This window comes from Marinobacter halodurans (assembly GCF_004327985.1).
GTDB classification, from domain to species: Bacteria; Pseudomonadota; Gammaproteobacteria; order Pseudomonadales; family Oleiphilaceae; genus Marinobacter_A; species Marinobacter_A halodurans.
This window is the reverse complement of sequence record NZ_SJDL01000012.1, coordinates 22,691-48,222: the sequence shown is the minus strand read 5'-3', so window position 1 is coordinate 48,222 and position 25,532 is coordinate 22,691. Positions and strand designations below refer to the sequence as shown.

Sequence of the window (25,532 nt, the reverse complement as noted above, 5' to 3'; positions counted from 1 at the left end):
GGAAAATGTTTGACAGCTGAAATCCGAATGATTAAAGTACGCGCCATCTGGTGAGGGGCAGTCTTTCACCGGAAGCAGAAAGCCCGATAAATCATGCGCCTGCAAAGGCGGGGTTTACTCGGAAGCCGACTGCAAGTCATCTGCCGAGGTGGCGAAATTGGTAGACGCGCTAGCTTCAGGTGCTAGTGGGGGCAACCCCGTGGAGGTTCAAGTCCTCTCCTCGGCACCACTTCTTCCCCCAGGAAGTGGCATTTTTTACTTCCCCGTCATGTTATTGAGCCCCTGTTTCTAGGTATCTCCGCACCGTCGGGGTTATACTTCAGCCACATTCAACCGCAGCCTCATTTTTTGTTTTCTGCATCAGGCTGCCGGCTTAAGGCATTCTTTTTAATGGTATCCAAGAAAAAAGCGAATGATGAAGATCCTCATGCAACGCGTGAGGCCAAAAAATACGAAAATCCTATCCAGAGCCGTGAGTTTATCCTGGCTCACCTGCGCCAGCGTGGCGCACCGGCAACCCACGAAACCCTGTGTTCCGAACTGGAGCAGACGTCGCCCGAAGGCATCGAGGCGCTGCGCCGCCGGTTGATTGCCATGTGTCGGGACGGTCAGTTGATCTGTAACCGCCGCGGGGCGTATCTGCCGATCGACGAGGCGGACCTGATTTCCGGTCGCGTCCAGGGGCATCGGGACGGCTTCGGCTTCCTGGTGCCGGACGACGGCAGCAGCGATCTCTTCCTCAGCGCCCGGGAAATGCGTCAGGTGATCCACGGTGACCGGGCGGCTGCCCGGGTGGACCGGGTCGATGATCGGGGCCGCCGGGAAGGGCGCATCGTCGAGGTTCTGGAGCACCGCAGTCAGCAGATTGTGGGCCGCCTGTTCCGCGAGAGCGGCATTTCCTTCGTGGTGCCGGAAAATCCCCGGATCAGCCAGGACGTGATGGTGGCCGAGGACGATTGCGGCGATGCGCGTCACGGTCAGTATGTGGTGGTCGACGTCATGCGGCAGCCCACTGCGCGGACCAAGCCCACCGGCCGCGTTGTCGAAGTGCTCGGCGATCACATGGCGCCGGGGATGGAAATTGCCGTCGCCATCCGCTCCTACGACATTCCGCATGCCTGGCCACCGGCGGTGGGTGAGCAGGCCGCGGCGATTTCGGAAACGGTCAGCGAGGCGGACAAGCAGCACCGGGTTGACCTGCGGGACCTGCCGCTGGTGACCATCGACGGTGAGGATGCGCGGGATTTCGATGACGCGATCTTCTGTGAGCGGCGCCCGCGTGGCGGCTTCCGGCTGGTCGTGGCGATCGCCGATGTGTCCCATTACGTGCGCCCGGGGACGCCGCTGGACGAGGAGGCGCTGGAGCGTGGCAACTCGGTCTATTTCCCGGATCACGTGGTCCCGATGCTTCCGGAGAAGCTGTCCAACGGCCTGTGCTCCCTGAATCCGGAAGTGGACCGGTTGTGCCTGGTCAGCGACATGACCATCAGTGCCAACGGTCGCATCAGCAGCTATACGTTCTACCAGGGCGTGATGCACTCCAAGGCGCGCCTGACCTACACGTCCGTCAGCGATATGCTGGAGCGGCCCGAATCCGGCATCGGCAGGAAATTGCGCTCGCGCTACGCGCATGTGGCGCCTCACCTGGATGACCTGTACGCGCTGTACAAGGTGCTGAGAGCGGCCCGGACCGAGCGTGGCGCGATTGATTTCGAAACCACCGAAACCCGCGTCATCTTCGACGCGTCCCGCAAGATCGAGGAGATCGTGCCGGTTCAGCGCAACGACGCCCACAAGATCGTCGAGGAATGCATGCTGTGCGCCAACGTGGCCACGGCGCGTTTCCTGAAGCGCCATAAAATGCCAGCGCTGTACCGGGTACACGACGGCCCGGCGGATGAGCGTCTGGCCGCGCTGCGCCTGTTCCTGGGTGAGCTGGGGCTCCAGTTGGGCGGTGGCGAAAAGCCGACGTCCGCGGATTACCAGGCGTTATTGGAACAGGTGCGCGAACGTCCGGATGCCGGCGTGATCCAGATGGTCATGCTGCGCAGCCTGAGTCAGGCCGTGTACAGCCCGGAAGAAAGTGGCCACTTCGGACTGGGCTTTGCCAGCTATGCCCATTTTACCTCGCCTATCCGCCGTTATCCGGATTTGATCGTGCACCGCGCGATCAAGTCGATCATCCACGGGGACGCGGCCGATAGTACGGTCGTCCAGCCAGATGCGCGAGACGAAGGGTTGGCGGTGTATCCGTACGACTATGCCCGGATGGTTCAGTTGGGTGAGCATTGTTCCATGACGGAGCGCAGGGCCGACGATGCGACCCGTGACGTCATGGCCTGGCTGAAGTGCGAATACCTCAAGGAGCACGTTGGCGAGGAATACGACGGCCTGATCGCCTCGGTGGTACCGTTCGGTTTCTTTGTGGAGCTGGATGGCGTCTATATCGAAGGCCTGGTTCATGTGTCCACGCTGGCCGGCGATTATTTCCATCATGATGCGGCCAAGCACCGTCTGGTAGGCGAGCGCACGGCGATCAGCTTCCGTCTCGGCGATGCGGTCCGGGTCCAGGTGGTCCGGGTCGGCCTGGAGGATCGCAAGATCGATCTGGAGCTGGTCAGCAAGCCCCGTCGCCGCCAGGCGGATCGTGACGCGCTGCCGGCGAAGGGCGAGCGTGGGGGCAAGGCGTCTGACGACAGGCGCGGCTCCCGTGGTCGCAAGCCCAAAGGGGGTGGCGGCAAAAGCGGAAAGCCACTGAGTGCCAAGGAGATGCTGGCCCAGGAGGCGGCCCGCGAAGCGCAGAAGAAATCGGGCAGGTCCTCCGGCAGGAAAGGCGGCAAATCGTCAGGCGCCAGCGGCAAGGCCAAGCGCACCTCCGCCTCTGGTGGGGCCGAAAAGAAGAAGTCAGGTAAGGGCAGGTAAGTGGCGCAGGAATTCATTTTTGGCTGGCATGCCGTCGATGCCGTTGTCAAGCGCGATCCCGCGCGGTTGCAGCAGGTCTGGATCCAGACCGGTCGCCAGGACAAGCGGGCGCAGGCCATCACCGGCGCGCTCGACGACCTGGGGGTGCACTGGGACATCGTGCACCGCCGTGAGCTGGACAGCCGGGTCGATGGCGTCCACCAGGGTATTGTGGCCGCAGTCGCTCCCAGTCGCGAATGGCAGGAAGACGACCTGCTGGCAGCCCTGTCGGGCTGGCATGCGCCGTTCCTGCTGATCCTTGATGGCGTTACCGACCCCCATAACCTCGGAGCCTGTCTGCGTAGCGCAGACGCCGCCGGCGTGCAGGCGGTGGTGGTGCCCAGGGACAAGTCCGCCTCGCTCAATCCGACGGTGCGAAAAGTGGCCTGTGGTGCGGCTGAATCGGTGCCGCTGGTCCGGGTGACCAACCTGGCCCGTTTCATGCGGGCGATCCAGGAGGTGGGCGTCTGGATCATCGGCACGGCCGGCGAAGCGGAGGCCACGCTGTACCAGGCGGACTTCAAGGGTCCGGTGGCCCTGGTCATGGGCGCCGAAGGCAAGGGGATGCGTCGCCTGACCCGCGAGAATTGCGATACGCTGATCAACATTCCCATGCATGGCACGGTGGACAGCCTGAACGTATCGGTGGCAACGGGTGTCTGTCTCTACGAGGCTGTACGCCAGCGCGGCAGCTGATTACCTTGCAATCAATTCGATGCTTGCCTAAAATACGCCACCCCCTAAATTGGGGGTGGTTTTCTATTGTCTGCCGCCAGCGGTAGCGCAACCGGGAAACCGGACTGAAATCTGGTATCCGATACCAGCTCCTTGCTTCTTTCAGGGACTCCTGTCAGAGGCTGTTTAATCCGTAGGGAGAACTCATGCGTCACTACGAAATCGTTATCATGGTACACCCGGATCAGAGCGAGCAGGTGCCCGCGATGATCGAGCGTTATACCAACACCATCACCGAAGCCGGTGGTGCCGTACACCGTCTTGAAGACTGGGGCCGTCGTCACCTGGCTTACCCGATCAACAAGATCCACAAGGCTCACTACGTTCTGTTCAACGTTGAATGTTCACAGGACGTACTCGACGAGCTGACTCACAACTTCCGCTTCAATGATGCGATCATCCGTGATCTGGTCATCCGTCGCGATGGGGCGGATACCGATGCGTCCCCGATGAAGGCTTCCGAGAACCGTGAAGAGCGTCGTTCAGGCGACGACCGTCCGCGTCGTTCCCAGGAGTCCAGCGAGCGTCGCCAGGCGGCCAGCGCTCAGGAAGAAGAGTAATCCATCACCGGTTGTTGAGGAGTTAAAGCATGGCTCGTTTTTTCAGACGTCGTAAGTTCTGCCGTTTCACGGCGGAAGGTGTCAAAGAGATCGATTACAAGGATCTGGACACCCTGAAAGGTTACATCACTGAAACCGGCAAAATCGTGCCCAGCCGTATCACCGGTACCAAGGCACGCTACCAGCGTCAGCTGGCAACCGCGATCAAGCGCGCGCGCTACCTGGCCCTGCTGCCGTATACCGATAGCCACGACAATTAAGCGCTGACAGGGACTCGGGACCATGCGTGCATTAGCACAATTTGCGATGCGCGGTCCCCTGCAGGCAAGTGGGGTAGCGGCGGTAGCCACCGCGCTTCCCTTCCTTTTCTGGATTGGAGCGGCCGTAGTCGGCCTGGTCACATTGCGACTGGGTCTTTCCCAGGGACTCAATGTCGGACTCTGGGCACTGCTGCCGGCTCTGGGCTGGAGCTGGTTGGGCAATGATCCGACGGCTCTGTTTGTCTTGATCCAGGTGTTTTTGATGGTTGTGGTGTTGCGCACCACGACCTCCTGGGAGAAGGCACTGCTGACCGGAAGCGGTCTGGCGCTGGTAACCGGTGTGTTACTGCCGCTGCTGTTTCCGCAGCTGCTCAAGGATCTGGTGGATACCGGGGTTGCGTTCTATCAGCAGTACAACCCGGATGTTGCCAGTGAGCTGGGTGGACGGCTCGAGGGTGTTTTCAGGCAGGTCATGAGTGCCAGTATGGCCGGGACCTACCAACTGCTGGCGGTGGCCGTGACGATTCTCGCGCGCAGCTGGCAGGCAACGCTCTACAATCCGGGCGGTTTCCGGAGCGAGTTCCATGCCCTGCGACTGAGCCGGCCCGTCGCCGTGTTGTGTGTGGCGATCATGTTTGGCGCGCCGCTGCTGGGGCTGAATACGGCCCTGATCAGTTGGGCGGCTGCCGTCCCGCTGATGATCGCGGGCCTGGCCATGATCCACGGCATCGTCGGCGTCCGGAACATGAGCATCCACTGGCTGGTGCTGTTCTATCTGGCCCTGGTGCTGCTTAGCCCGAGTCTGATGTTGTTGTTGCTTATATTGGCGTTTGTGGATAGCTGGCTGGATTTCAGGGGGCGTTTAAAACCCTCCGGGCCGGCAGAATAAAGTACGAAGAGGTTAACGAGATGGAAGTTATTCTGCTCGAGAAAGTCGCAAACCTGGGCTCCCTGGGTGACAAGGTCAAAGTAAAAGCGGGTTACGGTCGTAACTTCCTGCTGCCGTTTGGCAAGGCGGTTCCGGCGACCGAAGCCAACGTCAAGGAATTCGAAGCGCGTCGCGCCGAGCTGGAAAAAGCGGCGGCCGAGCATCTGGCTGCTGCCCAGGCCCGTGCCGAGAAGCTGGAAGGTGCCGCCTTCACCATCACCTCCAAGGCGGGTGACGAAGGCAAGCTGTTCGGCTCCATCGGTGTGCGTGATATCGCTGATGCCGTGACAGCTGGTGGTACTGAAGTCGAGAAGAGCGAAGTACGGATGCCGGAAGGCCCGCTGCGCGCCATCGGCGAGTACGACATCGAGCTGCAGCTGCATACCGACGTCGAAGTGACCGTCAAGATCACTGTCGTTGCCGAGTAATCGCTGACCCGTCCGCCCTCTGAAAGGAGGGCTGGACAGCCGGCGTATTGCCTGACTACGGCTGTGCCGGAAGGCCCGGCAGACCCTCGTGTCTGCCGGGCCTTTCTGTGTTTTCGGGGCGCAAATTAAAACCGCCGTGGATCGCTTGTCGGGGTCTTCGCCGACGGTTATCTTAAGAGCCTCTGATTAATTCCCGGTTCGTCTCTGTGCATCCTGAGTGCGTGTTCAGTACCGGTGATGCGTCCGGTCGCGGTCGCCGGCGCCGGTTCGGGCAGCATGGGCTCCGACGGGGTGCGCTGCCACGCTGCAGACGTAGACGTCAGGGCTTGCCCTTCCGGGGTGTCCGGGACGATCCACTCATCATCATTGCTTGAGTCAGTAAGCGGTATCATGGCCAATCCCATTGCGAAGCAGAGTATTCCGGACTCCGATACCTCGCGTATCAAGGTTCCACCCCATTCCATAGAGGCTGAACAGGCCGTTCTGGGCGGCCTGATGCTGGATAACAGCAAGTGGGATGCGGTCTCCGAAGTCATTACCTCTGCTGATTTCTATCGCCAGGACCACCGCCTGATCTACGCCGTGATCGAGCGGCTCGCCGGGGAAGGGGAGCCGCTGGACGTGGTCACCCTCAGTGAATTCCTCGATCGGGCCGGTGATCTCGAGGACGCCGGCGGACTGACCTACCTGGCGGAAATGGCCGAGAAGACGCCGGGGGCCTCCAACATCAAGGCCTACGCCCAGATCGTGCGCGAGCGTTCGGTGCTGCGCCAGATGATCGAGGTCTCGGGTGACATCGCCGAGTCCGCGTTCAACCCGCTTGGCCGTACCAGTGACGAACTGTTGGACGAAGCCGAGCGCAACGTCTTCCGGATTGCCGAGTCCCGGACCAAGCAGGGGTCCGGTCCGCAGGCGATCAACCCGATCCTGACCAAGGCGCTGGGCCGGATTGAGGAGCTGTTCGAATCCGGTGATACGATTACCGGTATCACCACCGGTTTCAAGGACCTCGACGAGTGGACGTCGGGGATGCAGCCGTCGGACCTGATCATCATCGCCGGGCGCCCCTCCATGGGTAAGACCACGTTCGCCATGAACGTGGTGGAGAACGCGCTGCTGGGCAGTGGCAAGCCGGCCCTGGTGTTCAGTATGGAGATGCCGGCCGATGCTATCGTCATGCGGATGCTGTCGTCCCTGGGCCGCATCGACCAGACCCGGATGCGGAGCGGCAAGCTGGAAGAGGACGACTGGCCGAGGCTGACCTCCGCCGTCAGCCTGCTCAAGGACAAACCGCTCTATATCGACGACACACCGGGTCTGAGTCCCACCGAAATGCGCTCCCGGGCGCGCCGTGTGGCGCGGGAGAACGACGGCGAAATCGGCCTGATCATGGTCGACTACCTGCAGTTGATGCGTGTGCCCGGCAATACCGAAGGCCGGACAGCAGAGATTTCCGAGATCTCCCGCTCCCTCAAGGCCCTGGCCAAGGAGCTGCAATGTCCCGTCGTGGCGCTGTCCCAGCTCAACCGGAGTCTGGAGCAGCGGCCCAACAAGCGCCCGGTCAACTCGGACCTGCGGGAATCCGGCGCGATCGAGCAGGACGCCGACGTCATCATGTTCATCTACCGGGATGAGGTCTACAACGAAGACAGCCCCGACAAGGGCATTGCCGAGATTATCATCGGTAAGCAGCGGAACGGTCCGATCGGTACCGTCCGGCTGGCCTTCCTCGGCAGATTCACCAAGTTCGAAGACCTGGCCCACGGCGATTACGGCGGAGATTACTGATGGGACGGCATACCCGGGCGCGCATCGATCTCTCGGCCCTGCGGCACAACTTCGCACTGGCAGAACGCCAGGCCGGTACGGCCGAGGCCATGGCGGTGGTCAAGGCGGACGGATACGGCCATGGCCTGGAACCGGTAGCCCGCGCATTGGCCGATCAGGCCGGGCGCTTTGCCGTCGCCTGCCTGGAAGAGGCCGAGCGGCTGCGTGAAGCGGGTATCCGCCAGCCTATCGTCCTGCTGCAGGGATTCCACGACGATGCCGACGTCGCGACCTGTGCCGATCTCGGCCTGGAGCCGGTCATCCACAGCGATCATCAACTGGCTGCCCTGGAAAATGCCGCTGCCACGCTCACCGTATGGCTCAAGGTCAACACCGGTATGAACCGCTTGGGTTTCGCGCCGGAGCAGGTGGAGGCCCGGGTCCAGCGGCTGCGCGCTGTCGGCGGCGTTACGCTGAAGGGAATGGTCACCCATTACGCCTGCGCCGACGACCGCGAAGATCCCATGACCGACCGCCAGAACGACATGTTCTCGGCGTTGTCGGCTCGCTATCCCGAACTTGAATTCAGTGCGGCCAACTCAGCCGGCCATTTCCGTGTGGATTCGCCACGTTTCCACTGGACCCGGCCCGGTATCATGCTCTATGGAGCGACACCCATGATTGTCGAATCAGCGGCGGAGTTGGGGCTGCGGGCGGTGATGTCGCTGGAATCGCGCCTGACGGCCACACGGGTTCTGCAGCCGGGCGAGTGTGTCGGGTATGGCGCAACCTGGCGCGCGGCGCGGCCGACCCCCATGGGCATCGTCAGCATCGGTTATGGCGATGGCTATCCGCGGCATGCACCGACCGGCACTCCCGTCTGGGTAGCCGGTACCCGGACGGCGACGCTGGGCCGGGTCTCGATGGACATGCTGGCGGTCGACCTGACGGCAGCGCCCCATGCCCGGCCGGGCGACCGGGTCGAACTGTGGGGGGCAAACGTTCCGGTAGATGAGGTCGCCCGTTGTGCCGGCACGATTGGCTATGAGCTGCTGACCGGTGTCACGGCGAGAGTGCCGCGGGTCTACACCGAGTGAGGTGCGGCAGGGCAGGCAAGGCTGCCCGGGCCGGCGTCAGGCTGAGGCTTCCGGTTCGCAGATAATTTCCTCGATGAAGTCGAGGATGGATGCCAGGCTCTTGTCGTCCAGTTTCTTCAGGACCTTGTGAATCACCATCTTGCTGCCCTTGAGCATGCTGCCAATCCCCATTTTGGCCATCCCCATGAGCATACTGCTGGCGCGCAGCCGACGCAGGGGTTCCAGGAAGAAGAAGTCCAGTCCTTCCTCGGTCAGTTCGATGATCAGCCCATACAGTTCGTCGATCGCCTGCTTGTCGGCCCTGCCGCGGGAGCGCAGTTCTTCGACGGTGAGCAACGCCTTGTTGCGAAGGGCATCGGGGATGGGGGCGACGATATGGCTTTGTTGTTTGAGCATGGGTTTCCCTGTTTGATTGGTTGGACCCGGGTGGCGGGCGGTCCCGTCCAGTGAGTCAGGTTTGCGTCTGTCCCGGCGTCGCGATGGATGCGGAATCAGCGCCGATGCCTTATTCTATTCAGGTCTGAACGAGGGCCATTGGCTGGAGCCCTCGGCACCTTCTGTCACTCTTGCCAGCAGGGATTGAGCCAACCGGGGCGGCAGTGGCATGCTGCTGCCCAGGGGCGTTCCAAGCCTTCCACTTGCCCAATGATCTGGAGTTGATTGACCCGCGTGAATGTTCTGGTTGTACACGATTACGGCCCCCTGGGGCGTCTTGTCCTGGAGGCGTTGCGAGGTACCTCGCTGGCAATCCGTCCACTGCTGATCCGCAGCCCGGACGGTGTGGACCCCGCGGCGCTGGAGGATTGGGTCCCCGAGGCAACGGACCTGATCGTCAATACCCTCTGGCACAATGATCCGGAGGCCGCCGAGCGCGATCCCGAGACGATTCGCGAGTGGGCCTTCTCCATTCCCATGGCGTTGGCCGAACATGCCCGCGAGCATGATATCGCCCTGATCCAGCTGTCCACCTGCTATGTCTTCGACGGGCGCAAGCAGAGTGCCTATATCACGTCCAACCCGGGCCAGCCGTTCAGTCAGCTCGGCAACTGGCAATGGGAGTGTGAGCAGGCGCTGAGGACGCTATTGCCCCGGCACCTGATCCTGCGGACCGGCTGGAGCCTGGAGCGCTTCATCCGCAAGATTACGGCATCCGCCGAAGGGGCAACCCAGTTGGAGTTGTCCAGTCGTCATCGCGGCCAGCCCGTTGCCATGAAGGATCTGGCGCGGGTCATCCGGGCGCTGGTGTTGCAGATCGATTGCGGCGCGGAAGTCTGGGGCACGTATCAGTACGCTGGCGCGGAAGAGATCAGTCAGTACGAGCTGGGGCTGGAAATCATCAATGCACTGCCGGAGCTCGAGGCAGTGCACGTGGTTGACAAGGTGCCGGCCTGGGCCAGGCTGGAGCCGGAAAACACCACGTTGGGCTGCATCAAGATTCGCAACACCTTTGGCGTCAAGCAACTGCCCTGGCGCACCCGGCTCAAGGAAGAGGCGGCCCTGATCAGCGGTGCAGCCCAGCCCGAAACGCACTGAGAGGCGGTCCGGGCCGCCTTCGTCAGTCGTCCTTCTGGCAGCCGCCGTGGGCGACGGCCTTCAGTGCGGGGATGTCTTTCAGGCTGACTTCCCGGCCATGGGAGCCGATCAGCCCCTGACGCTGGAAGCGGGTCATCACCCGACTTACCGTCTCAACCGCCAATCCCAGGTAGTTGGCGATGTCGTGCCGGGGCATGGGCAGGATCAGCTCGGTGGATGACAACCGGCGCCGGCTGAAGCGGGTCGACAGGGACAGCAGCAGCGTGGCAATCCGTTCCTCCGCCGAGTTCTTGCTCAGCAAAAGCGACAGGTTGTGGCTGTTCTTGATTTCCTGGCTCATCAACTGGAAAAAGTGATGCTGCAGCGACGGGATACGTGTCGCCAGTTCTTCCAGCCGATTGAATGGAATCTCGCAGAAGCTGCTCCGGTCCAGTGCCTTGGCGGAGCAGGAATAGCCGTCCGGTCCCATGCTGTCCAGGCCGATGATCTCGCCTGGCAGGTAGAAACCGGTAATCTGTTCCTCGCCGGAATCGGAAATGATGTACGTCTTGACGGCACCGCTGCGAACGGCATAACAGGAGCGGAACGGATCGTTCTGACGGAACACGTGCTTGCCGCGATCAATGGTCTGTCCCTGCTGCACGACGTCTTCGAGACGGTCGATGTCATGGCTGCTGACCGCCAGCGGCAGGCACAGGTTGCTGAGGCTGCATTCCTGGCAGCTTGACTTGAGCGCAGCGGCGCGCGCCGTGGAGATGCGTTCACCCATATGAATGATCTTGCCCCGTTGTGATTCCACAATAATCCCACCTTAAAGGCGACAGACGATTTTGCCAACTGTCCGGTTGTGAATCACTTGCGGGACTGGGTGACATCCCGGTGGGATGCCACCCCTGCAGTTGCCTCAGCCCTCAAAACGCTGGAAGACCAGCGAGGCGTTGGTACCACCGAATCCGAAGCTGTTCGACATAACGCGGTCCAGATGAGCCGACTTTGCATCAGGGCCGACGATCGGCATATGCGCAATTTCCGCATCCGGAGAATGGTAGTTTTTGGTGCCGGCGATGTAGCCGTTCTGCAGCATCAGCAGCGAGTAAATCGCTTCGTGAACACCGGCGGCGCCGAGGGAGTGACCCGACAGCGACTTGGTGGAGGAGATGGCCGGGATGTGCTCGCCAAAGGTCTTGCGGACCGCGCCCATCTCGGCCACATCGCCGACCGGCGTGCTGGTGCCGTGGGCGTTGATGTAGTCGATCCTGCCCTCGACGGTGGACATGGCCTGGCGCATACAGCGCTGGGCGCCTTCGCCGGACGGGGCCACCATGTCATAGCCGTCGCTGGTGGCGCCGTAGCCGACCAGTTCGGCAATGATGTTGGCGCCGCGCTTCTTCGCGTGCTCCAGTTCCTCGACGACGAGCATGCCGCCGCCACCGGCGATGACGAAGCCGTCACGACCGCTGTCGAACGGGCGCGAGGCCGTTTCCGGGGCATCGTTGTACTTGGTGGACAGGGCACCCATGGCATCGAACAGCATGGTCAGGGTCCAGTCCTCCTCTTCACCGCCACCGGCGAAGACGATGTCCTGCCTGCCCGCCTGGATCTGCTCCATCGCGTGACCGATACAGTGCGCACTGGTGGCACAGGCGGACGACATGGAGTAGTTCACACCGCGGATCTTGTAGGCGGTCGCCAGACAGGCGGAGACGGTGCTGGTCATGATCCGTGGCACCATGTACGGCCCGATGCGCTTGACGCCCTTCTCACGCATGATGTCCACGGCTTCCACCTGACTCGAGCAGGAGGCACCGCCGGAGCCGGCAATCAGGCCGGTGCGGTCGTTGGAGACCAGGCTTTCGTCAAGTCCGGCGGATTCGATCGCCTCCTGCATGGCCAGGTAGCTGTACATGGCCGACTGACCCATGAAGCGGCGCACCTTGCGGTCGATGACCGAGGTGTCGACGTCGACCGAGCCGGAGACCTGGCTGCGGAAGCCCTGGTCGTGATAGGTTTCGTTGAAGCGAATGCCGGAGCGACCTGCTTTCAGGCTCTCATTCACGTCTTCAATGCTGTTGCCCAGGCATGACACGATGCCCATGCCGGTGATCACAACACGTCTCATTGCATTCTCCATCCGTGACGTGGTCGAAAAAGGATAACTGCTATTCTAGAACCTGGCCGCCCGCCTAAGGAATGTGACCTTGGTCGAGCGGGTGTGTTCCCCTGAAAACTGGCGCGATCCTCAACTTTGTCTAGACTGGCATCGATTCACTGAAACAGACCCTGGCATGCTTGCTGTCGTCAGATTACTGATCCCGATCACCGTCCTGATTCTCTTGTGCGCGGCCCGTATGGCGTCCGCGGCCGTTCCTCCCGCACCCACGCTCGATATCGCCGACCTGACCGCGCAACGGGTTCGTGCACCCGCGGAGTTTCTCGTTACGGCGCCGGATACAACGCTGGACGAGCTGCCGCTCGATGGATTCCGGCCGCTGACCGGCCGGGATGTTAACCAGGGGATCAGCGATCGGGCCTTCTGGATACGGATGCGCCTGCATAACAGCGGCAATGCCCCGGTGCATTGGGTGCTCAGCCACGAAACCACCTACCTGGACCTGATGACGGTCTACTGGGTGGACAATGGGGGCCAGTGGCATGAGTGCTCGCTGACCGATCGGGCCCCCTTCGACAAACGCATGCTGGACTACCGTCGTCTGGCCTTCAAGCACGCCACGCCTCCCGGCGGGTCGACAACCCTGTACCTGCGCCTGGCCTACGAAAAGCCCGACAGTGTCAGCCTGAACCTCGATCTCGCCGAGGCCGGCCGCTTCGCCGACCAGTCCCGCCGGGAATACGCACTCTACGGGCTCTATTACGGCGCCATGCTGGTCCTGGTGTTCATCTCGCTGGCCGGCGCCGGGCTGCTGCGCCAGTGGCTGTTCTTTCAATACGCCGTCTTCCTGGTGGCCAGCGCCCTGATGTGGGCCTTGCTCAACGGGTTTGCCTTCCAGTTCCTGTGGCCCCAATCGGTGTTCTGGCACAACGAAGGCTTCCACATACTCTATCTGCTGATGGCCGCCAGCGCCTTCCAGTTTTCCCGGGGCTTCCTGCGGACCCGGCAGCGGTTCCCGGGTATCGACCGGGCGATCCGCTGCGTCCAGGCGATCATGATGCTCGGCATCCTGATGCGCTTCGCCGGTTTCTATGAACCGGTACTGGTGCTGTCGTTCGTTGGCCTGCTGTCCCTGATCCTGCTGGCGCCGCTGGGGTTCTGGGCCTATCGGCAGGGGCAGCACTATGCCCGCTGGTATGCGATCGCATGGGTGTTATACGGCATCGGTCTGGCGCTCGGCGTGATCAGCGCCGGCACGCCCTGGTTGCACTGGGGAATGGATTCGCTGGTCTTTGCCCAGGCCGCCGGAGTCCTGGAAGCGCTGCTCCTGCTGGTCGCCCTGGGTGAACGCCTGATCAGTTGGGACCGCGATCGCCGCATGGCCCTGCGCATGGCGCACCAGGATCCGCTGACCGGACTCAACAACCGGCGCGGGATGAGCCTGGTCTACGAGACGTTCCGCCAACGATTCGAGCGAACCGGGCTGCCGGTATTCCTGATCCTGATCGATCTGGACCACTTCAAGCAGATCAACGACACTTATGGTCATGAGGCCGGCGATCAGGTGCTGGTGGATCTGGCGGACCTGCTCAACCGCACGAGCCGGCCGGCTGACGTCTGTATCCGCTATGGGGGCGAGGAATTCGTCCTTCTGTTGCAGGTGCCCTCGGAGGCGGTGGCCCTGGACATTGCCGAGAGGATCCGGCTGGACTTTGCCGGGACGCCTACCGAACATGAGGGCAGGGCCATCCGCCACACCCTGACCGCCGGGATTGCGCCGGTTTTCGCCGCGGATGTCCAACTGTCGCCCTCACAGATGCTTCGCGATGCCGACCGGGCGCTGTACCAGGCCAAGCGGCAAGGGCGAAACCGGTGCCGGCTCTATCAGGGGCCGTCCCGGCACACAAGCTGAAGCGGGTGTTGCAAAAGCGGCTGCGTCCGGCGATGAATGACGCCTGGAGCGCCGGCCCGGTCAAGGGGCCCATTGGCAGCCCGTCAACTGCGTTCATTCGCCGGCTTTTGCCTTGCTGGCCCTGGCCTCCGCCGCGTTCGCTACACTCTCCACAGTCATCGCACCGATCAGTGGCAAGGAGCGCATGATGTCGACCGACTCGATTCTGGGATCCCTGCTTGTTGAGGCCGGCCTGCCACCGGCGGTCGAGCGTCGGGGGCTCGGCGGCGGCAGTATCAACGACGCATTTCGCGTGGTACTCGCAAACGGCGATACGGCATTCCTCAAGGTTCACCGGGCGCCCCCGGCCGGCTTCTTCGAGGCTGAGGCGGAGGGGCTGCGGGCCATGCTGGCCACCGGTACGATCCGGGTGCCCCAGGTGCTGGCGGTCTCGGAACAGGGATTGCTGCTGGAATGGGTGGCGGGTGCGCCGGGGCCGGATTTCGGCCGCCAGTTGGGTGAACGCCTGGCGCAGATGCATCGCGCCACGGACAGCGCCTTTGGTTTCTCCTGCGATAACTACTGTGGCCTGACGCCCCAGCCCAATCCCCGCATGGCCGACGGTTTCGCTTTTTTCGGCGAAGCGCGCCTGCTGTTCCAGGCCCGGCTGGCCCGGGACAAGGGGCGGCTGCCGGCGGCCGGGGTGCGTCAGGTGGAAGCCATCGCCGATCGCCTGGTGGACTGGATTCCCGAGCAGCCGCCCAGCCTGATCCACGGCGATCTCTGGAGCGGTAACATCCACGCAGGACCGCAAGGCGAGCCGGTGTTGATTGACCCCGCGGCCCACTACGGCTGGGCGGAAGCCGATCTCGCCATGACCACGCTGTTCGGCAGCCAGTCCGGCGAGTTCTACCAGGCCTATGCCGCCAATGCGGAGCTGGCACCGGGGTGGGAGGAGCGGGTGCCGCTGTATAACCTGTACCACCTGCTCAATCACCTGAACCTGTTTGGGGGCGGCTACCTGGCGTCGGTGCGATCGGTGCTGGCACGCTTTGCCGGTTGATGGGGCAGGTACAAAAAAGCCAGCATGGTCAGGCTGGCTTCGGGATGGGGCTGGGAGAGGCCGCTTACTCGACGGCCTTCAGTGGAATCCGGTTCTCGTCCTTCTCCGGCGTCGGCACGGCCGGCATGGCCAGGCCCAGGTTGTTCTGCTCGAACACCCGGTCGGCCCGGTAGCTGGAGCGGACCATGGGGCCGGAGGGCACCTCCATGAAGCCTTTTTCCAGGCCGATCTCGCGGTAGCGGTTGAATTCCTCCGGTGTGACGTAGCGCTCGACCGGCAGGTGGTTCGGGGTCGGGCGCAGGTACTGGCCTAGGGTCAGGATGTCCACGCCCACGGCGCGCAGGTCGTCCATGGTCCGGAGGATTTCCTCGTCGGTCTCGCCCAGGCCCAGCATGAGGCTGGTCTTGGTGAGGACGTCCGGGCGATGCTGCTTGGCGTGTTCCAGCACCTTGAGGGTCTTCTCATAACCGGCGCGCGGGTCACGCACGTAGTGGGTCAGGCGCTCGACGGTCTCCACGTTCTGGGCAAACACGTCCAGGCCGGAATCGACGACGGCCTCGATGGCGGAGTGTACGCCGTCGAAATCGGGTGTCAGGGCCTCCACCGCCACTTGCGGGGTGCGGGCCTTGATGGCGCTGACGCAGGCCGCATAGTGGGCGGCGCCGCCGTCTTCCAGATCGTCCCGGTCGACGGAGGTGAGTACGATGTAGCGCAGTCCCATCAGCTCCACGGACTTGGCGGTGTTCTCCGGCTCTTCATGGTCGAGCCAGCCTTTCGGGTTGCCGGTATCGACGGCGCAGAACTTGCAGGCCCGGGTACAGACCGAACCCATCACCATGATCGTGGCGGTGCCGTTATTCCAGCACTCGCCGATGTTGGGGCAGTGGGATTCCTGGCAGACGGTACTCAGCCGGTGCTCGGCCACGTTGCGGCGCACCGCGTCGAAACGTTCACCGCCGGGCATGCGGGCACGCAGCCAACTGGGCTTGCGGGTAACCGGTTTGTCCGCGTTACCGGAGCGCTTGATGCCGTCCTTGATGGCCGAGAATCCTTGCTCGCTGCGGTATTTTGAACCACTGGTAATGCGATTGCTGGCGCCATCCGTCATGGAAATGCTGCTCACTACGATTGGGAAAGGGGAAACCGGGTTGACGGGACCGGCGCGCTAAGGCAGTGGAGATGGATCCCGTCCTCCCTAAAGGTTAGAGATTGCACGGGACCCTGACAAGCCGTCTAAGGCTAATGTCCCATCGGCCCGGTAGGTGAATACCGAAAGCGCACGGCCGCGTTGCCGAACGCTCCATGCCATTATACCGGCATCACCCAGGGCGACATACCGTCCCGGATGACCCGGCGCAGACCGAGCATTCCGCGGTCTATCGCGGCCTGGGGACGCTCGGTCTCGGTGGTCACCATGTAGGACGGGTAGGGGAAAGCCGGTGCATTGGGCACCCGGAACAGCCGGCCCTCGTCCAGCAGGCCGCGGATGGCCCGCTCCCGGAAGTAGCCCGCACCGCCGGCGGAGAGAATATAGGACAAACCCATGGGGCCCATGCCGACGAAGATGCCGGAGCGTTTCAGGGACGGGAACGCCTTGTCGTGGTGGGAGGAAAACTCCGGTCCCCAGTCCACGTAGACGTAGTGCTCATTTTCCGCCGTCGAGCCGGAGGGATCGGTGGTCACCATGATCAGGCGCTCCTCCTCCAGCATCTCCACCACCAGGCCGGGGTGGTACAGCGGCGAGTACACTACGGCGATATCGAGGATGCCGCGCTCCACCTTGCCGATCAGGCTGGCCGAATCCCCGACCTCGGCACGCACGGCAATTTCCGGGCAGTTCTTGCGCATCCACACCAGCCAGTTCAGCAGCAGCGGGTTCCAGAGGCTGAGTTCGCCGCCCACCGACAATACGTGTTCGTGCTCGGTGGAGACATTGACGTCGTGCCGGGCGCGCTCCCAGACCTGCAGGATCGACATCGCCGACGGCATGAAACGATCCCCCTGGGGCGTCAGGCTGGCGCCGTGCCGGCCGCGCTCGAACAGGGCCTGGCCCAGCTGGTTTTCCAGCGAGCGTATGCGGGCGGTGACGGTGGTCTGGGAAATATTCAGCCGGTCGGCGGCTTTGACAAAGCTGCCGGTTTCGGCCACGACCAGGAAAGTGCGTGCAAGTTCGGTGTCCATATGGCCCGTGATCAATCAGAAATATTGCTCAATAATAGCAATATAAATCAGTTTTTGTGAGTGAAAGTCGATGCAATAATAGCGCGCTAACGATTTCGCACGTTCGGGTGGAGTTATGTAATGGGTAAACATGATGATGTACTTGCTTCATCTGCCACGCACGTCCTGAACCAACCGTCCTCTTCACCGTGCCTTGCCAATGAATTTCCCGAAGCCTACGGGTGGTCCACCAAGGACCCCGGAGAAGGGCGTATTCGGGCATTGCGCAACAGCCTGGCACGGGTTCTGGGCTGGGGGATTCCGGACCGTCTTTCCCGTCAGCGTCGGCAGTTGCTGGAAGAAATGGCCTCTCTATTTGAACACCGCACCTATGGGGCGGAAGTCAATCTGGAGAAACGCCACAACACCTGGAAAAAGATCTACCTCGTGGAGTACGGCATTGCCCGGCTCTATCGCAAGAGCGAGGAGGGGCGCGTCAGTATTCACCACTTCTTCGACGAAGGCAGCGCCATCTGGCCGGTATTCGCCCGGACCCGCTCCGAGCGCAACACCCTGTGCCTGACCACCGTGACGCCCTGCACCCTCTGGGAAGCGGATTTCCTGCCGTTCCGCGAATGCATCAAGCAGGATGGCGAGGGTGCCTGGGCCCAGTTTGCCCTGGCCCTGATGGAAGAGCTGGCGGAACGTTCCACCATGCGTGAGTTCGAGCGCCAGACCCTGAGTGCGGAAGAGCGCTACCAGATCATGGTGCGTGACTATCCGGAACTGGTCGAGCGGGTGCCGGATTACCAGTTGGCCGCCTGGCTGGGTGTGGCGACCGCGACCTATTCCCGTCTTAAAAACGGACGCAGCCGCCGCGTCTGAGACGTCGCCGACCGGTTTTCCCGGCGCGTCGTACCCTGTTCGGGGTCGCAGCTCCTGGCGATCCCGGATGGCTACACCTAAAATGTTCGTTGTGAAGCGGTCAGCCCCACCTGCGAGGCAGGGCACCGGTGTTGTTCACCCGGCGTTCCGGGGGGCGCTGTGACCTTCCGTTGACCGTTGCAGCCCGGAAAAGCGGCCCCTGAAGGGCGAATGGCGTTTTTGGACAACTGTGCGTCGTATCCAATAAGGCAGCCAGCGGGATTCGGATCCAGATTGAAGGCAGGCTGTCTTTCCACGATAGCCCGGAAAACAGTCGGATTCATCCTTCACCGCAGGGGAAGAGCATGGCAAAGCTTCCGGAAAGCGCAGATGTCGTCATCGTCGGACAGGGCGGCATTGTCGGCGCTTCTGTGGCCCACCACCTGATCGAACAGGGCTGGACCAACATTGTGGGCCTTGAGAAATCCGCGATCCCGACCGATATCGGATCCACCTCTCATGCCTCGGATTTCTGTTTCACCACCTCTCACGACAAGCTCAGCGTCTACACCACGAAATACAGCCAGGCCTTCTACGCCAAGCGCGGCAACTACCTGAAGAAGGGCGGTATGGAAGTGGCCCACGTCGACGACGACGAGCGCATGGCCGAACTGATCCGCAAGGTGGGCTCGGGCCGGGCCTTCGGCACCAACGTCAGCATGATCACGCCGGCCAGGGCCAAGGAGCTGTTCCCACTGGTGGATGAGAGCCGGATCCAGGGCGCCCTTTGGGATCCGGATGCGGGGCTGGTGGTGCCACGCTCCCAGACGGTGGCGGGCAACCTGGTGGATGAGGCCGTGGCCAGCGGCCACCTGCAGGCCTTTGCCAATACGCCGGTCCGGCGCATCGACGTGAAGGACGGCGTGGTCCAGGGGGTGGAAACCGATCGGGGGTACATCAAGGCGAAATACGTCGTGCTGACCATCGGCATCTGGGGGCCATTAATGGCCCGCACGGCCGGAGCGCCGTTGCCGTTGATGCCAGTGGAACACCCGCTGCTGTTCTTCGGACCCTATGAGGCGCTCAAGGGCACCGGCGAGGAACTGGCCTGGCCCCTGTTCCGGGATCAGGGCAATTCCTCCTATGTGCGCGATACCGGCGATCCGTCCACCACCGAGGGCGGGCTCATGGAGTGGGGATACTACGAGCATGAGAATCCGCGGCTGGTTTACCCCTGGGACATCGCCGAGCCGGGTGAGGCCCGGCTGTCACCCTCCATGCGCGACCTGTCCCTGGAACAGGTGATGCATGCCTATGAGAAGGCCATCGAGATGACACCGATCCTCGGTGAGTTGGGTTGGGAGGAACGGCGCTCCTTCAATGGTCTGTTGTCGGTGACGCCTGATGGCGGCTCGATGATCGGCGAAACGCCGGAAGTGCGGAACCTGTGGTTCTGTGAGGCCATCTGGGTCAAGGATGGTCCCGGGGCCGGCAAGCTGCTGGCGGACTGGATGACCACCGGCCATCCGGAAATCGACCCGCACAGCGTGGATATTGCCCGCCTCTATCCGGCCCAGAAGACGTCCCGATACGTCTACGACCGCTGCTACGAAGTGGCCAAGAAGATCTACACGCCGGCCGTTCACCCGCGTGAGCCCTATGAAAGCGGCCGACAGCTGCGGACCGGTCCGTTCTACCTGCGGGAGGTGGCGCTGGGCGGCTACTTCATGGAAGCGGCCGGCTGGGAGCGGGCCCACGGCTACCAGGCCAACGAAGCGACGCTGCTGGCTAAGTACCGGGACCGGGTTCCGGTGCGGGAGAATGAATGGGACGGTCGGCACTTCTGGGAGGTGTCCAACGCCGAACAGCTGGAAATGAGCGAGAACGTGGGCATGATCAACCTGTCCCACTTCGCCATCTACGACATTTCCGGCCAGGACGCCGAGGCGCTGATGGAGTATCTGTCGGTCGCCAAGGTGGGCGGCACCACGCCTGTCGGCAAGGGGGTCTATACCCATTTCCTCGATGGGCGCGGCGGCATCCACTCGGACCTGACCATTATCCGGCTGGCGGAGGACGCCTACCGGGTGGTCTGTGGCGGTGACACGGGCCACCGGGATCTGGTCTGGATCCGGCGCATGGCGCGAGAGCGGAACCTGACCCGCTACCGGCTGGATGACCGCTCCGATTCCCTGGCCACACTGGGTCTCTGGGGGCCGAAGGCGCGGGAGACGCTGGCCCGGTTCCTGGATGATCCGGACGAGCTGTCCAATGACAACTTCCCCTTCGCCACGGCCCGGGATATCTGGGTGCAGGGGATTCCGGTCTGGGCGTTCCGCATTTCCTACGTCGGTGAGCAGGGTTGGGAGCTCTATGTGCCGTTCAGCTACGGCCTGGGACTCTGGGACCTGCTGTTTGAGGCCGGCGTCACACCGGTGGGTATCGAAACCTATGCCAACACCCGGCGCTTGGAGAACAGCCTGCGTCTGCAGAACGCGGATCTGGAAACCGAGTACAACCTGTATGAAGCCGACCTTGCCCGCAAGAAGGTCAAGGAGGCGGACTTCCATGGCAAGGCCGCCTACCTGGAACAGCGGGAACGACCGAACCAGCCGGCCTACCTGTGCACCCTGACCATGCTGGAGAACCGGGATGCGAAGGGTGTCGCCCGTTATCCGGTTGGGCAATGGCCGATCCTCGATCCTGAGACCGGCGAGGTGCTGGTGGACAGTGAAGGACGGCGTTCCTACAACACCAGCGCGGCCTACGGGCCGTCGGTCGGCCAGGTGATCCTGCTGGGTTACATTCCGCACGAATACGCCCAGGAGGGGCGGGAACTGCTGCTGGAATACTTTGGGGAAAGGTACCGGATCCGTATCGAGTCGGTGGGTTATCGGGCGCTTTACGATCCGGATAATGAAAGGATGCGGTCCTGACGGCGTAACCCGGGGCAGCTGTAGGCCGGCTGCCCGGGACACGCTGTAGATACCTCCCTGTGCGCTCGACTGGGGCCAACCATGGCCCCAGTCGGTGCTGCTCAGCCGGCCCATGACGCCATTCAAGCCTCCTGAGGGATCGTCGGCACCCCCGCCCGTGTGTCGCAGGTAAACAGAGGCGGCCCGCATTCTGTCGCATCCGGACCATGCCCCGGGGCGGTGCCGTCATACACTGGCCTTGCCTTGCCTGGATGGTAATGACTGCGCTCCTTGGATAAGTCGTTGCGGAGAGCCCGTGGGAGGCTTATTGTCGGGGTAAGGGTTCCGTCCGAATGTTGGTGGCGGACAGTCAGGACGAGACGTCCTCAAAGGTGAAGGCATGACTGGCTCGACCGATGGCGATGCAGTTGGCCAGGCGGCCCGGCCATACCGGGTCGGCTTCCTGCTCATAGAAAATTACACCCTCATGGCTCTGGCCAGCGGCATCGAACCCCTGCGCATGGCCAACCAGCTCACCGGTTCCGAACTCTACACCTGGCAGCTACTCTCGGCAGACGGCCAGCCTGTGAACGCCAGCGACGGCGTCACCCTGATGCCCGACGCCGCGGTTGGTGACTCCCATGATTTTGATCTGGTGCTGGTGGTGGCCGGTATCGACGTGACCCAGAGTTTCTCCAGCGGCGAGGTGTCATGGCTGCGCAGTCTCGGGCGCAAGCAGGTGGCGCTGGGCGCACTGTGTACCGGGGCATACGTCCTGGCCAGCGCCGGGCTGCTGGACGATTATGGATGTAGTGCCCATTGGGAATGTCTGGCGGCGTTGCAGGAAGGCTTTCCCAGGGTGCATTGCAATAACCGCCTGTTTACCATCGATCGCGACCGCATGACCTGTACCGGCGGCGAGGTGCCGCTGCACATGATGTTGCACCTGCTCTGCCGGCGTCACGGTCAGCCACTGGCGGATGCCATTTCCGACATGTTCGTGTGCGAGCGGATTCGGGAGGACAGTGAGCAGCAGCCGGTTCCCCTGCGCCATCAGTTGGCGGTGGCCCAGCCCAAGCTGGCGGAAGTGGCCCAACTGATGGAAGCCAATATCGAAGAGCCGATCGAACTCCGGGAGCTGGCGCAACTGGCGGGGATTTCCCGGCGGCAGCTCGAACGCCTGTTCTTCAAGCACCTGGGCTGCACGCCATCACGCTACTACCTCAAGCTGCGACTGGATCGGGCGCGGCGCCTGCTCAAGCAGACCTCCTGTTCCATCGTCGAAATCGCCTCCATGTGCGGGTTTGTTTCCGCCACCCATTTCAGCCGCTGCTACCGTAAATACATGGGAGCGCCCCCGCGCTCGGCGCGGGCCAATGTGCGCACCGCCCCATCGCTGAACCAGTCCACACCGGTCCAGGCCTTCGAACTTCGCTCGCCGGCATCGGAGGCGCTCCAGCGGGCACGGGCGGAGCCGACCTTCGGTGTCTTTACCTACACACCGGTCCCGGATGACCCGGACTCGGGCAGTGGCACCGGCTGAAGGCCGTTCGCTTCACACCAGGCCGTAGACGTCTCCCTCCGCGTTCAACCCCATATCCAGGGCGGCGGGATGCCGCGGCAGGCCCGGCATGGTCATGATGTCGCCGCACACGGCAACCACGAATCCCGCACCGGCACACAGCCGCACCTCCCTGACCGGTAACACGTGTCCGCTCGGCGCGCCCCGCAGTTTGGGGTTGGCGGAGAAACTGTACTGGGTCTTGGCAATACAGACCGGCAGGTGGCCGAAGCCCAGTTGCTCGTACTCCTCCAGTTGGCGTTTCGCGTCCGGTGAGAAATCAACGCGGGCGGCGTCGTAGAGTCGTGTGGCGATGGTTTCTATTTTCTCGGTCAGCGGGAGTTCGTCAGGATAGAGGAACTGGACGTCGGGCTCGCCGGCGTCCATCTGATCCATGACCGCCTGCGCCAGGTCCGTGGCCCCGGCGCCGCCCTCGGCCCAGTGTTGGGCAGGAATCGCCCGCACGCCCCAGTCGCCGCAGATGGCCTGGATGGCGGCGATCTCATCGTCGCTGTCGGTGGGGAATCGATTGATCGAGACCACCGGCGTCAGCCCGAACTGGCGCAGGTTGCGGATGTGCCGCTGCAGGTTGTCCGAGCCGGCGTAGACCGCCTGCACGTCCGGTGTGGCCAGCTTGCTCTTGGCTGTGCCCGCCTGCATCTTGAGGGCCCGGACCGTGCAGACCAGTACCGCCGCATCCGGGCGCAGCCCGCTCTGGCGGCACTTGATGTCGATGAACTTCTCGGCGCCCAGGTCGGCCCCGAAGCCGGCTTCGGTGACCACCACATCGTTCAGGCTCAGGGCGTAGCGGGTGGCCATCACCGAATTGCAGCCATGGGCGATGTTGGCAAATGGGCCCCCGTGAATGAACACCGGGTTGTGTTCCAGGCTCTGCACCAAGTTCGGTTGCAGGGCATCGCGCAACAGGATCGCCATGGCGCCCTCGGCCCCCAGGTCGCCGACCGTGACCGGCGACAGGTCGCGGCGGCGCCCGATAATGATCCGGGCCAGTCGCTGGCGCAGGTCGGCCAGCCCGTCCGCCATGCACAGGATGGCCATGATCTCCGAGGCCACGGTAATGTCGAAGCCGGTTTCCCGGGGGAGCCCGTGCGCGGCGCCGCCCAGACCGACGATCATGTTGCGCAGGGCGCGGTCGTTGAGGTCCATCACCCGGCGCCAACTGATATAACGCGGGTCCAGCCCGGATTCGCTGCCCCAGTGGATGTGGTTGTCGATGATCGACGCCAGCAGGTTGTGGGCAGCGGTGATGGCGTGAAAATCGCCGTTGAAGTGGAGGTTGATGTCCTCCATCGGAATCACCTGCGCACGACCTCCACCGGCCGCTCCGCCCTTCATGCCGAAGCAGGGGCCCAGCGACGGTTCACGCAGGCACACCGAGGACTTGACGCCGAGCCGGTTCAGTCCGTCGTTCAGCCCGACGCTGGTGGTGGTCTTGCCTTCGCCTGCCGGCGTCGGGGTCACGGCCGTGACCAGGACCAGTTTGCCGTAGGTCGCCGGATCCGGCAGCCCAAAGTGCTTCATATTGAGTTTGGCCTTGTAATGGCCAAACGGGATCAGGCTGTCGGCGGGCAGGCCGAAACGCTGCTGCGCCAGCAGCAGGATCGACTGGGGCTGCACCGAGCGTGCAATCTCGATATCCGGTGTGCCGGGCGGCGGCAGTTCCGCTTCGGCCGGGGCAGCGGGGGCGCTTTCGTTGTATTGAAGGGGCATGGCGAGTCCTCCCTGCTGTCCTCAGATACTGCTGCGGGAAGCCGCGCAGTCCGGCGATTCGTTGCTAAGATCTTCAAGCCACTGGGACGTTCGCTTCAGGCCACCGAAGGGAAACAGGTGAATGCCCCGGAACAGGGTGAGCGGATGCGCCACCCGGTATTGCGCCAGCGCTTCCACCAGGCCGTCCGGCGTCCAGGAACGCAGCAGTCGGGTGGTCTCCGGATGCCGCATGAGCGCCCGGGCGGAAACGCCGACACCGCACTGGGCGGCGTAGGCCATCAGGGTGCGCAGCTTGGTGGGGCCGGCAATGCCGAAGTAGACCGGGAGCGGCGCCAGGTGGTCGCCGGCGGTGTGCAGCCAGTCGGTAAAACTTCCGGCTTCGAACGCGAACTGGGTCGTGACCCACATTCGTGTCCGGGTCTCCGCAGCATAGTCTCGCTTGATTTGCAGCGCCTGCATCAGGCTGGGATGGTCCGCCGAAGGATGCCCCTCGGGATGGCCCGCCACACCCAGGGCGAAGGGGTAGCGGGTCAGCAGCCCGCTTTCCAGTAACGCCAGGGTGTCCTTGAAGGGACCGGCCGGCCGGTCGTTGTCGCCGGCGATCAGCATCAGCTTGTCGACACCGGCAGCCCCCAGTCGTTCCAGCCACTCCCGGCCCTGTTCCTGACTGGCAATGGCCCGGGCCGGAAAGTGGGGCACCGGATCGAGTCCGGTCGCCCGAAGTTGGCTGCAGGCTTTGACGGTGTCGTCATAGTCTGCCTTGGGTAGGAACGGAACATACACCGCGGTTCCCGGTGCAAGCCAGCGATTCAGGTCATCGGTGCCCAGAATCTGCCGCGGCGTCAATTCCATGGAAGCCGACCGGGCGAGAGAGTCGAGTTCCTCGTCGCAGGCGTTGTCGACGCTGGGGTCCGTCATCTGTTCATGGACAAGTTGCATGGCACGCTCACCACTGGTTGTCGGTCCGT

21 protein-coding genes and 1 tRNA gene are annotated in these 25,532 nt (G+C 63.0%); 15 read left to right on the top strand and 7 right to left on the bottom strand.

The window, feature by feature from the left end; genetic code table 11:
- Positions 1-142: 142 nt before the first annotated feature.
- From EZI54_RS09620 to alr, 9 genes are all read left to right on the top strand, one after another.
- Positions 143-229, top strand: a tRNA-Leu gene (locus EZI54_RS09620).
- A gap of 161 nt (positions 230-390) precedes the next feature.
- Positions 391-2,922, top strand: coding sequence for a ribonuclease R (gene rnr / locus EZI54_RS09615; protein ID WP_131481391.1), 2,532 nt, complete (start codon positions 391-393; stop codon positions 2,920-2,922).
- Positions 2,923-3,657: a 23S rRNA (guanosine(2251)-2'-O)-methyltransferase RlmB gene (gene rlmB, locus EZI54_RS09610; protein ID WP_131481389.1), complete on the top strand. Its 735-nt coding sequence runs from the start codon at positions 2,923-2,925 to the stop codon at positions 3,655-3,657.
- Between the two features lie 185 nt (positions 3,658-3,842).
- Positions 3,843-4,256, top strand: coding sequence for a 30S ribosomal protein S6 (gene rpsF / locus EZI54_RS09605; protein WP_131481387.1), 414 nt, complete (start codon positions 3,843-3,845; stop codon positions 4,254-4,256).
- 29 nt (positions 4,257-4,285) lie between these two features.
- The gene (gene rpsR, locus EZI54_RS09600; protein ID WP_123635781.1) at positions 4,286-4,516 is read left to right on the top strand and encodes a 30S ribosomal protein S18; all 231 of its coding nucleotides are present in this window, start codon (positions 4,286-4,288) and stop codon (positions 4,514-4,516) included.
- 22 nt (positions 4,517-4,538) lie between these two features.
- Complete coding sequence (locus EZI54_RS09595; protein WP_131481385.1) at positions 4,539-5,405, top strand: hypothetical protein; 867 nt, start codon at positions 4,539-4,541, stop codon at positions 5,403-5,405.
- Between the two features lie 20 nt (positions 5,406-5,425).
- Entirely contained in the window at positions 5,426-5,872 is a 447-nt protein-coding gene (gene rplI / locus EZI54_RS09590; protein WP_131481383.1) for a 50S ribosomal protein L9, read from the top strand.
- Positions 5,873-6,262: 390 nt separating this feature from the next.
- Positions 6,263-7,660 (top strand): replicative DNA helicase, encoded by a 1,398-nt coding sequence (dnaB, locus tag EZI54_RS09585; protein WP_131481381.1) that lies wholly within the window; start codon positions 6,263-6,265, stop codon positions 7,658-7,660.
- Entirely contained in the window at positions 7,660-8,736 is a 1,077-nt protein-coding gene (gene alr / locus EZI54_RS09580) for an alanine racemase (protein ID WP_131481379.1), read from the top strand. Before dnaB ends, alr begins: the two co-directional genes overlap by 1 nt.
- A 36-nt stretch (positions 8,737-8,772) precedes the next feature.
- Here the strand turns inward: alr and EZI54_RS09575 are convergent, their stop codons facing one another.
- The gene (locus tag EZI54_RS09575; protein ID WP_131481377.1) at positions 8,773-9,132 is read right to left on the bottom strand and encodes a hypothetical protein; all 360 of its coding nucleotides are present in this window, start codon (positions 9,130-9,132) and stop codon (positions 8,773-8,775) included.
- A gap of 273 nt (positions 9,133-9,405) precedes the next feature.
- On the opposite strand from EZI54_RS09575, the gene EZI54_RS09570 reads away from it, so the two are divergent.
- Positions 9,406-10,269, top strand: coding sequence for an SDR family oxidoreductase (locus EZI54_RS09570; RefSeq protein WP_131481375.1), 864 nt, complete (start codon positions 9,406-9,408; stop codon positions 10,267-10,269).
- A 22-nt stretch (positions 10,270-10,291) separates the two neighbouring features.
- Here the strand turns inward: EZI54_RS09570 and fnr are convergent, their stop codons facing one another.
- Both fnr and fabB read right to left on the bottom strand, forming a co-directional pair.
- On the bottom strand, positions 10,292-11,038 hold the full coding sequence (gene fnr, locus EZI54_RS09565) for a fumarate/nitrate reduction transcriptional regulator Fnr (protein WP_131481557.1): 747 nt from the start codon (positions 11,036-11,038) through the stop codon (positions 10,292-10,294).
- 135 nt (positions 11,039-11,173) lie between these two features.
- Positions 11,174-12,388, bottom strand: a complete 1,215-nt coding sequence (gene fabB / locus EZI54_RS09560) for a beta-ketoacyl-ACP synthase I (protein ID WP_131481373.1) — start codon at positions 12,386-12,388, stop codon at positions 11,174-11,176.
- Positions 12,389-12,554: 166 nt separating this feature from the next.
- Between fabB and EZI54_RS09555 the strand changes: the two genes are divergently transcribed.
- Entirely contained in the window at positions 12,555-14,291 is a 1,737-nt protein-coding gene (locus EZI54_RS09555; RefSeq protein WP_207389191.1) for a sensor domain-containing diguanylate cyclase, read from the top strand.
- A 112-nt stretch (positions 14,292-14,403) separates the two neighbouring features.
- Complete coding sequence (locus tag EZI54_RS09550) at positions 14,404-15,333, top strand: fructosamine kinase family protein (RefSeq protein ID WP_131481371.1); 930 nt, start codon at positions 14,404-14,406, stop codon at positions 15,331-15,333.
- 64 nt (positions 15,334-15,397) lie between these two features.
- Here the strand turns inward: EZI54_RS09550 and lipA are convergent, their stop codons facing one another.
- A complete protein-coding gene (gene lipA, locus EZI54_RS09545; RefSeq protein ID WP_131481369.1) occupies positions 15,398-16,441 on the bottom strand; it encodes a lipoyl synthase in 1,044 nt (347 codons plus the stop codon).
- Positions 16,442-16,641: 200 nt separating this feature from the next.
- On the bottom strand, positions 16,642-17,514 hold the full coding sequence (locus tag EZI54_RS09540; protein ID WP_131481367.1) for a LysR family transcriptional regulator: 873 nt from the start codon (positions 17,512-17,514) through the stop codon (positions 16,642-16,644).
- Between the two features lie 120 nt (positions 17,515-17,634).
- Here EZI54_RS09540 and EZI54_RS09535 point away from each other — a divergent pair, with 120 nt between their 5' ends.
- From EZI54_RS09535 to gbdR, 3 genes are all read left to right on the top strand, one after another.
- Positions 17,635-18,378, top strand: a complete 744-nt coding sequence (locus EZI54_RS09535; RefSeq protein WP_131481365.1) for a Crp/Fnr family transcriptional regulator — start codon at positions 17,635-17,637, stop codon at positions 18,376-18,378.
- Positions 18,379-18,722: 344 nt separating this feature from the next.
- A complete protein-coding gene (locus tag EZI54_RS09530; protein WP_131481363.1) occupies positions 18,723-21,293 on the top strand; it encodes a GcvT family protein in 2,571 nt (856 codons plus the stop codon).
- Between the two features lie 379 nt (positions 21,294-21,672).
- A complete protein-coding gene (gene gbdR, locus EZI54_RS09525) occupies positions 21,673-22,815 on the top strand; it encodes a choline metabolism transcriptional regulator GbdR (RefSeq protein WP_131481361.1) in 1,143 nt (380 codons plus the stop codon).
- 12 nt (positions 22,816-22,827) lie between these two features.
- Here gbdR and EZI54_RS09520 read toward each other — a convergent pair whose 3' ends face one another.
- Together EZI54_RS09520 and EZI54_RS09515 are read right to left on the bottom strand one after the other, a co-directional pair.
- Positions 22,828-24,564: a formate--tetrahydrofolate ligase gene (locus EZI54_RS09520; RefSeq protein WP_131481359.1), complete on the bottom strand. Its 1,737-nt coding sequence runs from the start codon at positions 24,562-24,564 to the stop codon at positions 22,828-22,830.
- 21 nt (positions 24,565-24,585) lie between these two features.
- Positions 24,586-25,503 (bottom strand): methylenetetrahydrofolate reductase, encoded by a 918-nt coding sequence (locus tag EZI54_RS09515; RefSeq protein WP_131481357.1) that lies wholly within the window; start codon positions 25,501-25,503, stop codon positions 24,586-24,588.
- Between the last annotated feature and the right edge of the window lie 29 nt (positions 25,504-25,532).

Excerpts from the sequence above, each read along its gene's own strand:
- rnr (WP_131481391.1), top strand. The coding sequence starts at position 391 with ATGGTATCCAAGAAAAAAGCGAATGATGAAGATCCTCATGCAACGCGT.
- rpsF (WP_131481387.1), top strand. The coding sequence starts at position 3,843 with ATGCGTCACTACGAAATCGTTATCATGGTACACCCGGATCAGAGCGAG.
- rpsR (WP_123635781.1), top strand. The coding sequence starts at position 4,286 with ATGGCTCGTTTTTTCAGACGTCGTAAGTTCTGCCGTTTCACGGCGGAA.
- EZI54_RS09595 (WP_131481385.1), top strand. The coding sequence starts at position 4,539 with ATGCGTGCATTAGCACAATTTGCGATGCGCGGTCCCCTGCAGGCAAGT.
- rplI (WP_131481383.1), top strand. The coding sequence starts at position 5,426 with ATGGAAGTTATTCTGCTCGAGAAAGTCGCAAACCTGGGCTCCCTGGGT.
- dnaB (WP_131481381.1), top strand. The coding sequence starts at position 6,263 with ATGGCCAATCCCATTGCGAAGCAGAGTATTCCGGACTCCGATACCTCG.
- alr (WP_131481379.1), top strand. The coding sequence starts at position 7,660 with ATGGGACGGCATACCCGGGCGCGCATCGATCTCTCGGCCCTGCGGCAC.
- EZI54_RS09575 (WP_131481377.1), bottom strand. The coding sequence starts at position 9,132 with ATGCTCAAACAACAAAGCCATATCGTCGCCCCCATCCCCGATGCCCTT.
- fnr (WP_131481557.1), bottom strand. The coding sequence starts at position 11,038 with ATGGGTGAACGCATCTCCACGGCGCGCGCCGCTGCGCTCAAGTCAAGC.
- fabB (WP_131481373.1), bottom strand. The coding sequence starts at position 12,388 with ATGAGACGTGTTGTGATCACCGGCATGGGCATCGTGTCATGCCTGGGC.
- EZI54_RS09555 (WP_207389191.1), top strand. The coding sequence starts at position 12,555 with ATGCTTGCTGTCGTCAGATTACTGATCCCGATCACCGTCCTGATTCTC.
- lipA (WP_131481369.1), bottom strand. The coding sequence starts at position 16,441 with ATGACGGATGGCGCCAGCAATCGCATTACCAGTGGTTCAAAATACCGC.
- EZI54_RS09540 (WP_131481367.1), bottom strand. The coding sequence starts at position 17,514 with ATGGACACCGAACTTGCACGCACTTTCCTGGTCGTGGCCGAAACCGGC.
- EZI54_RS09535 (WP_131481365.1), top strand. The coding sequence starts at position 17,635 with ATGGGTAAACATGATGATGTACTTGCTTCATCTGCCACGCACGTCCTG.
- EZI54_RS09530 (WP_131481363.1), top strand. The coding sequence starts at position 18,723 with ATGGCAAAGCTTCCGGAAAGCGCAGATGTCGTCATCGTCGGACAGGGC.
- gbdR (WP_131481361.1), top strand. The coding sequence starts at position 21,673 with ATGACTGGCTCGACCGATGGCGATGCAGTTGGCCAGGCGGCCCGGCCA.
- EZI54_RS09520 (WP_131481359.1), bottom strand. The coding sequence starts at position 24,564 with ATGCCCCTTCAATACAACGAAAGCGCCCCCGCTGCCCCGGCCGAAGCG.
- EZI54_RS09515 (WP_131481357.1), bottom strand. The coding sequence starts at position 25,503 with ATGCAACTTGTCCATGAACAGATGACGGACCCCAGCGTCGACAACGCC.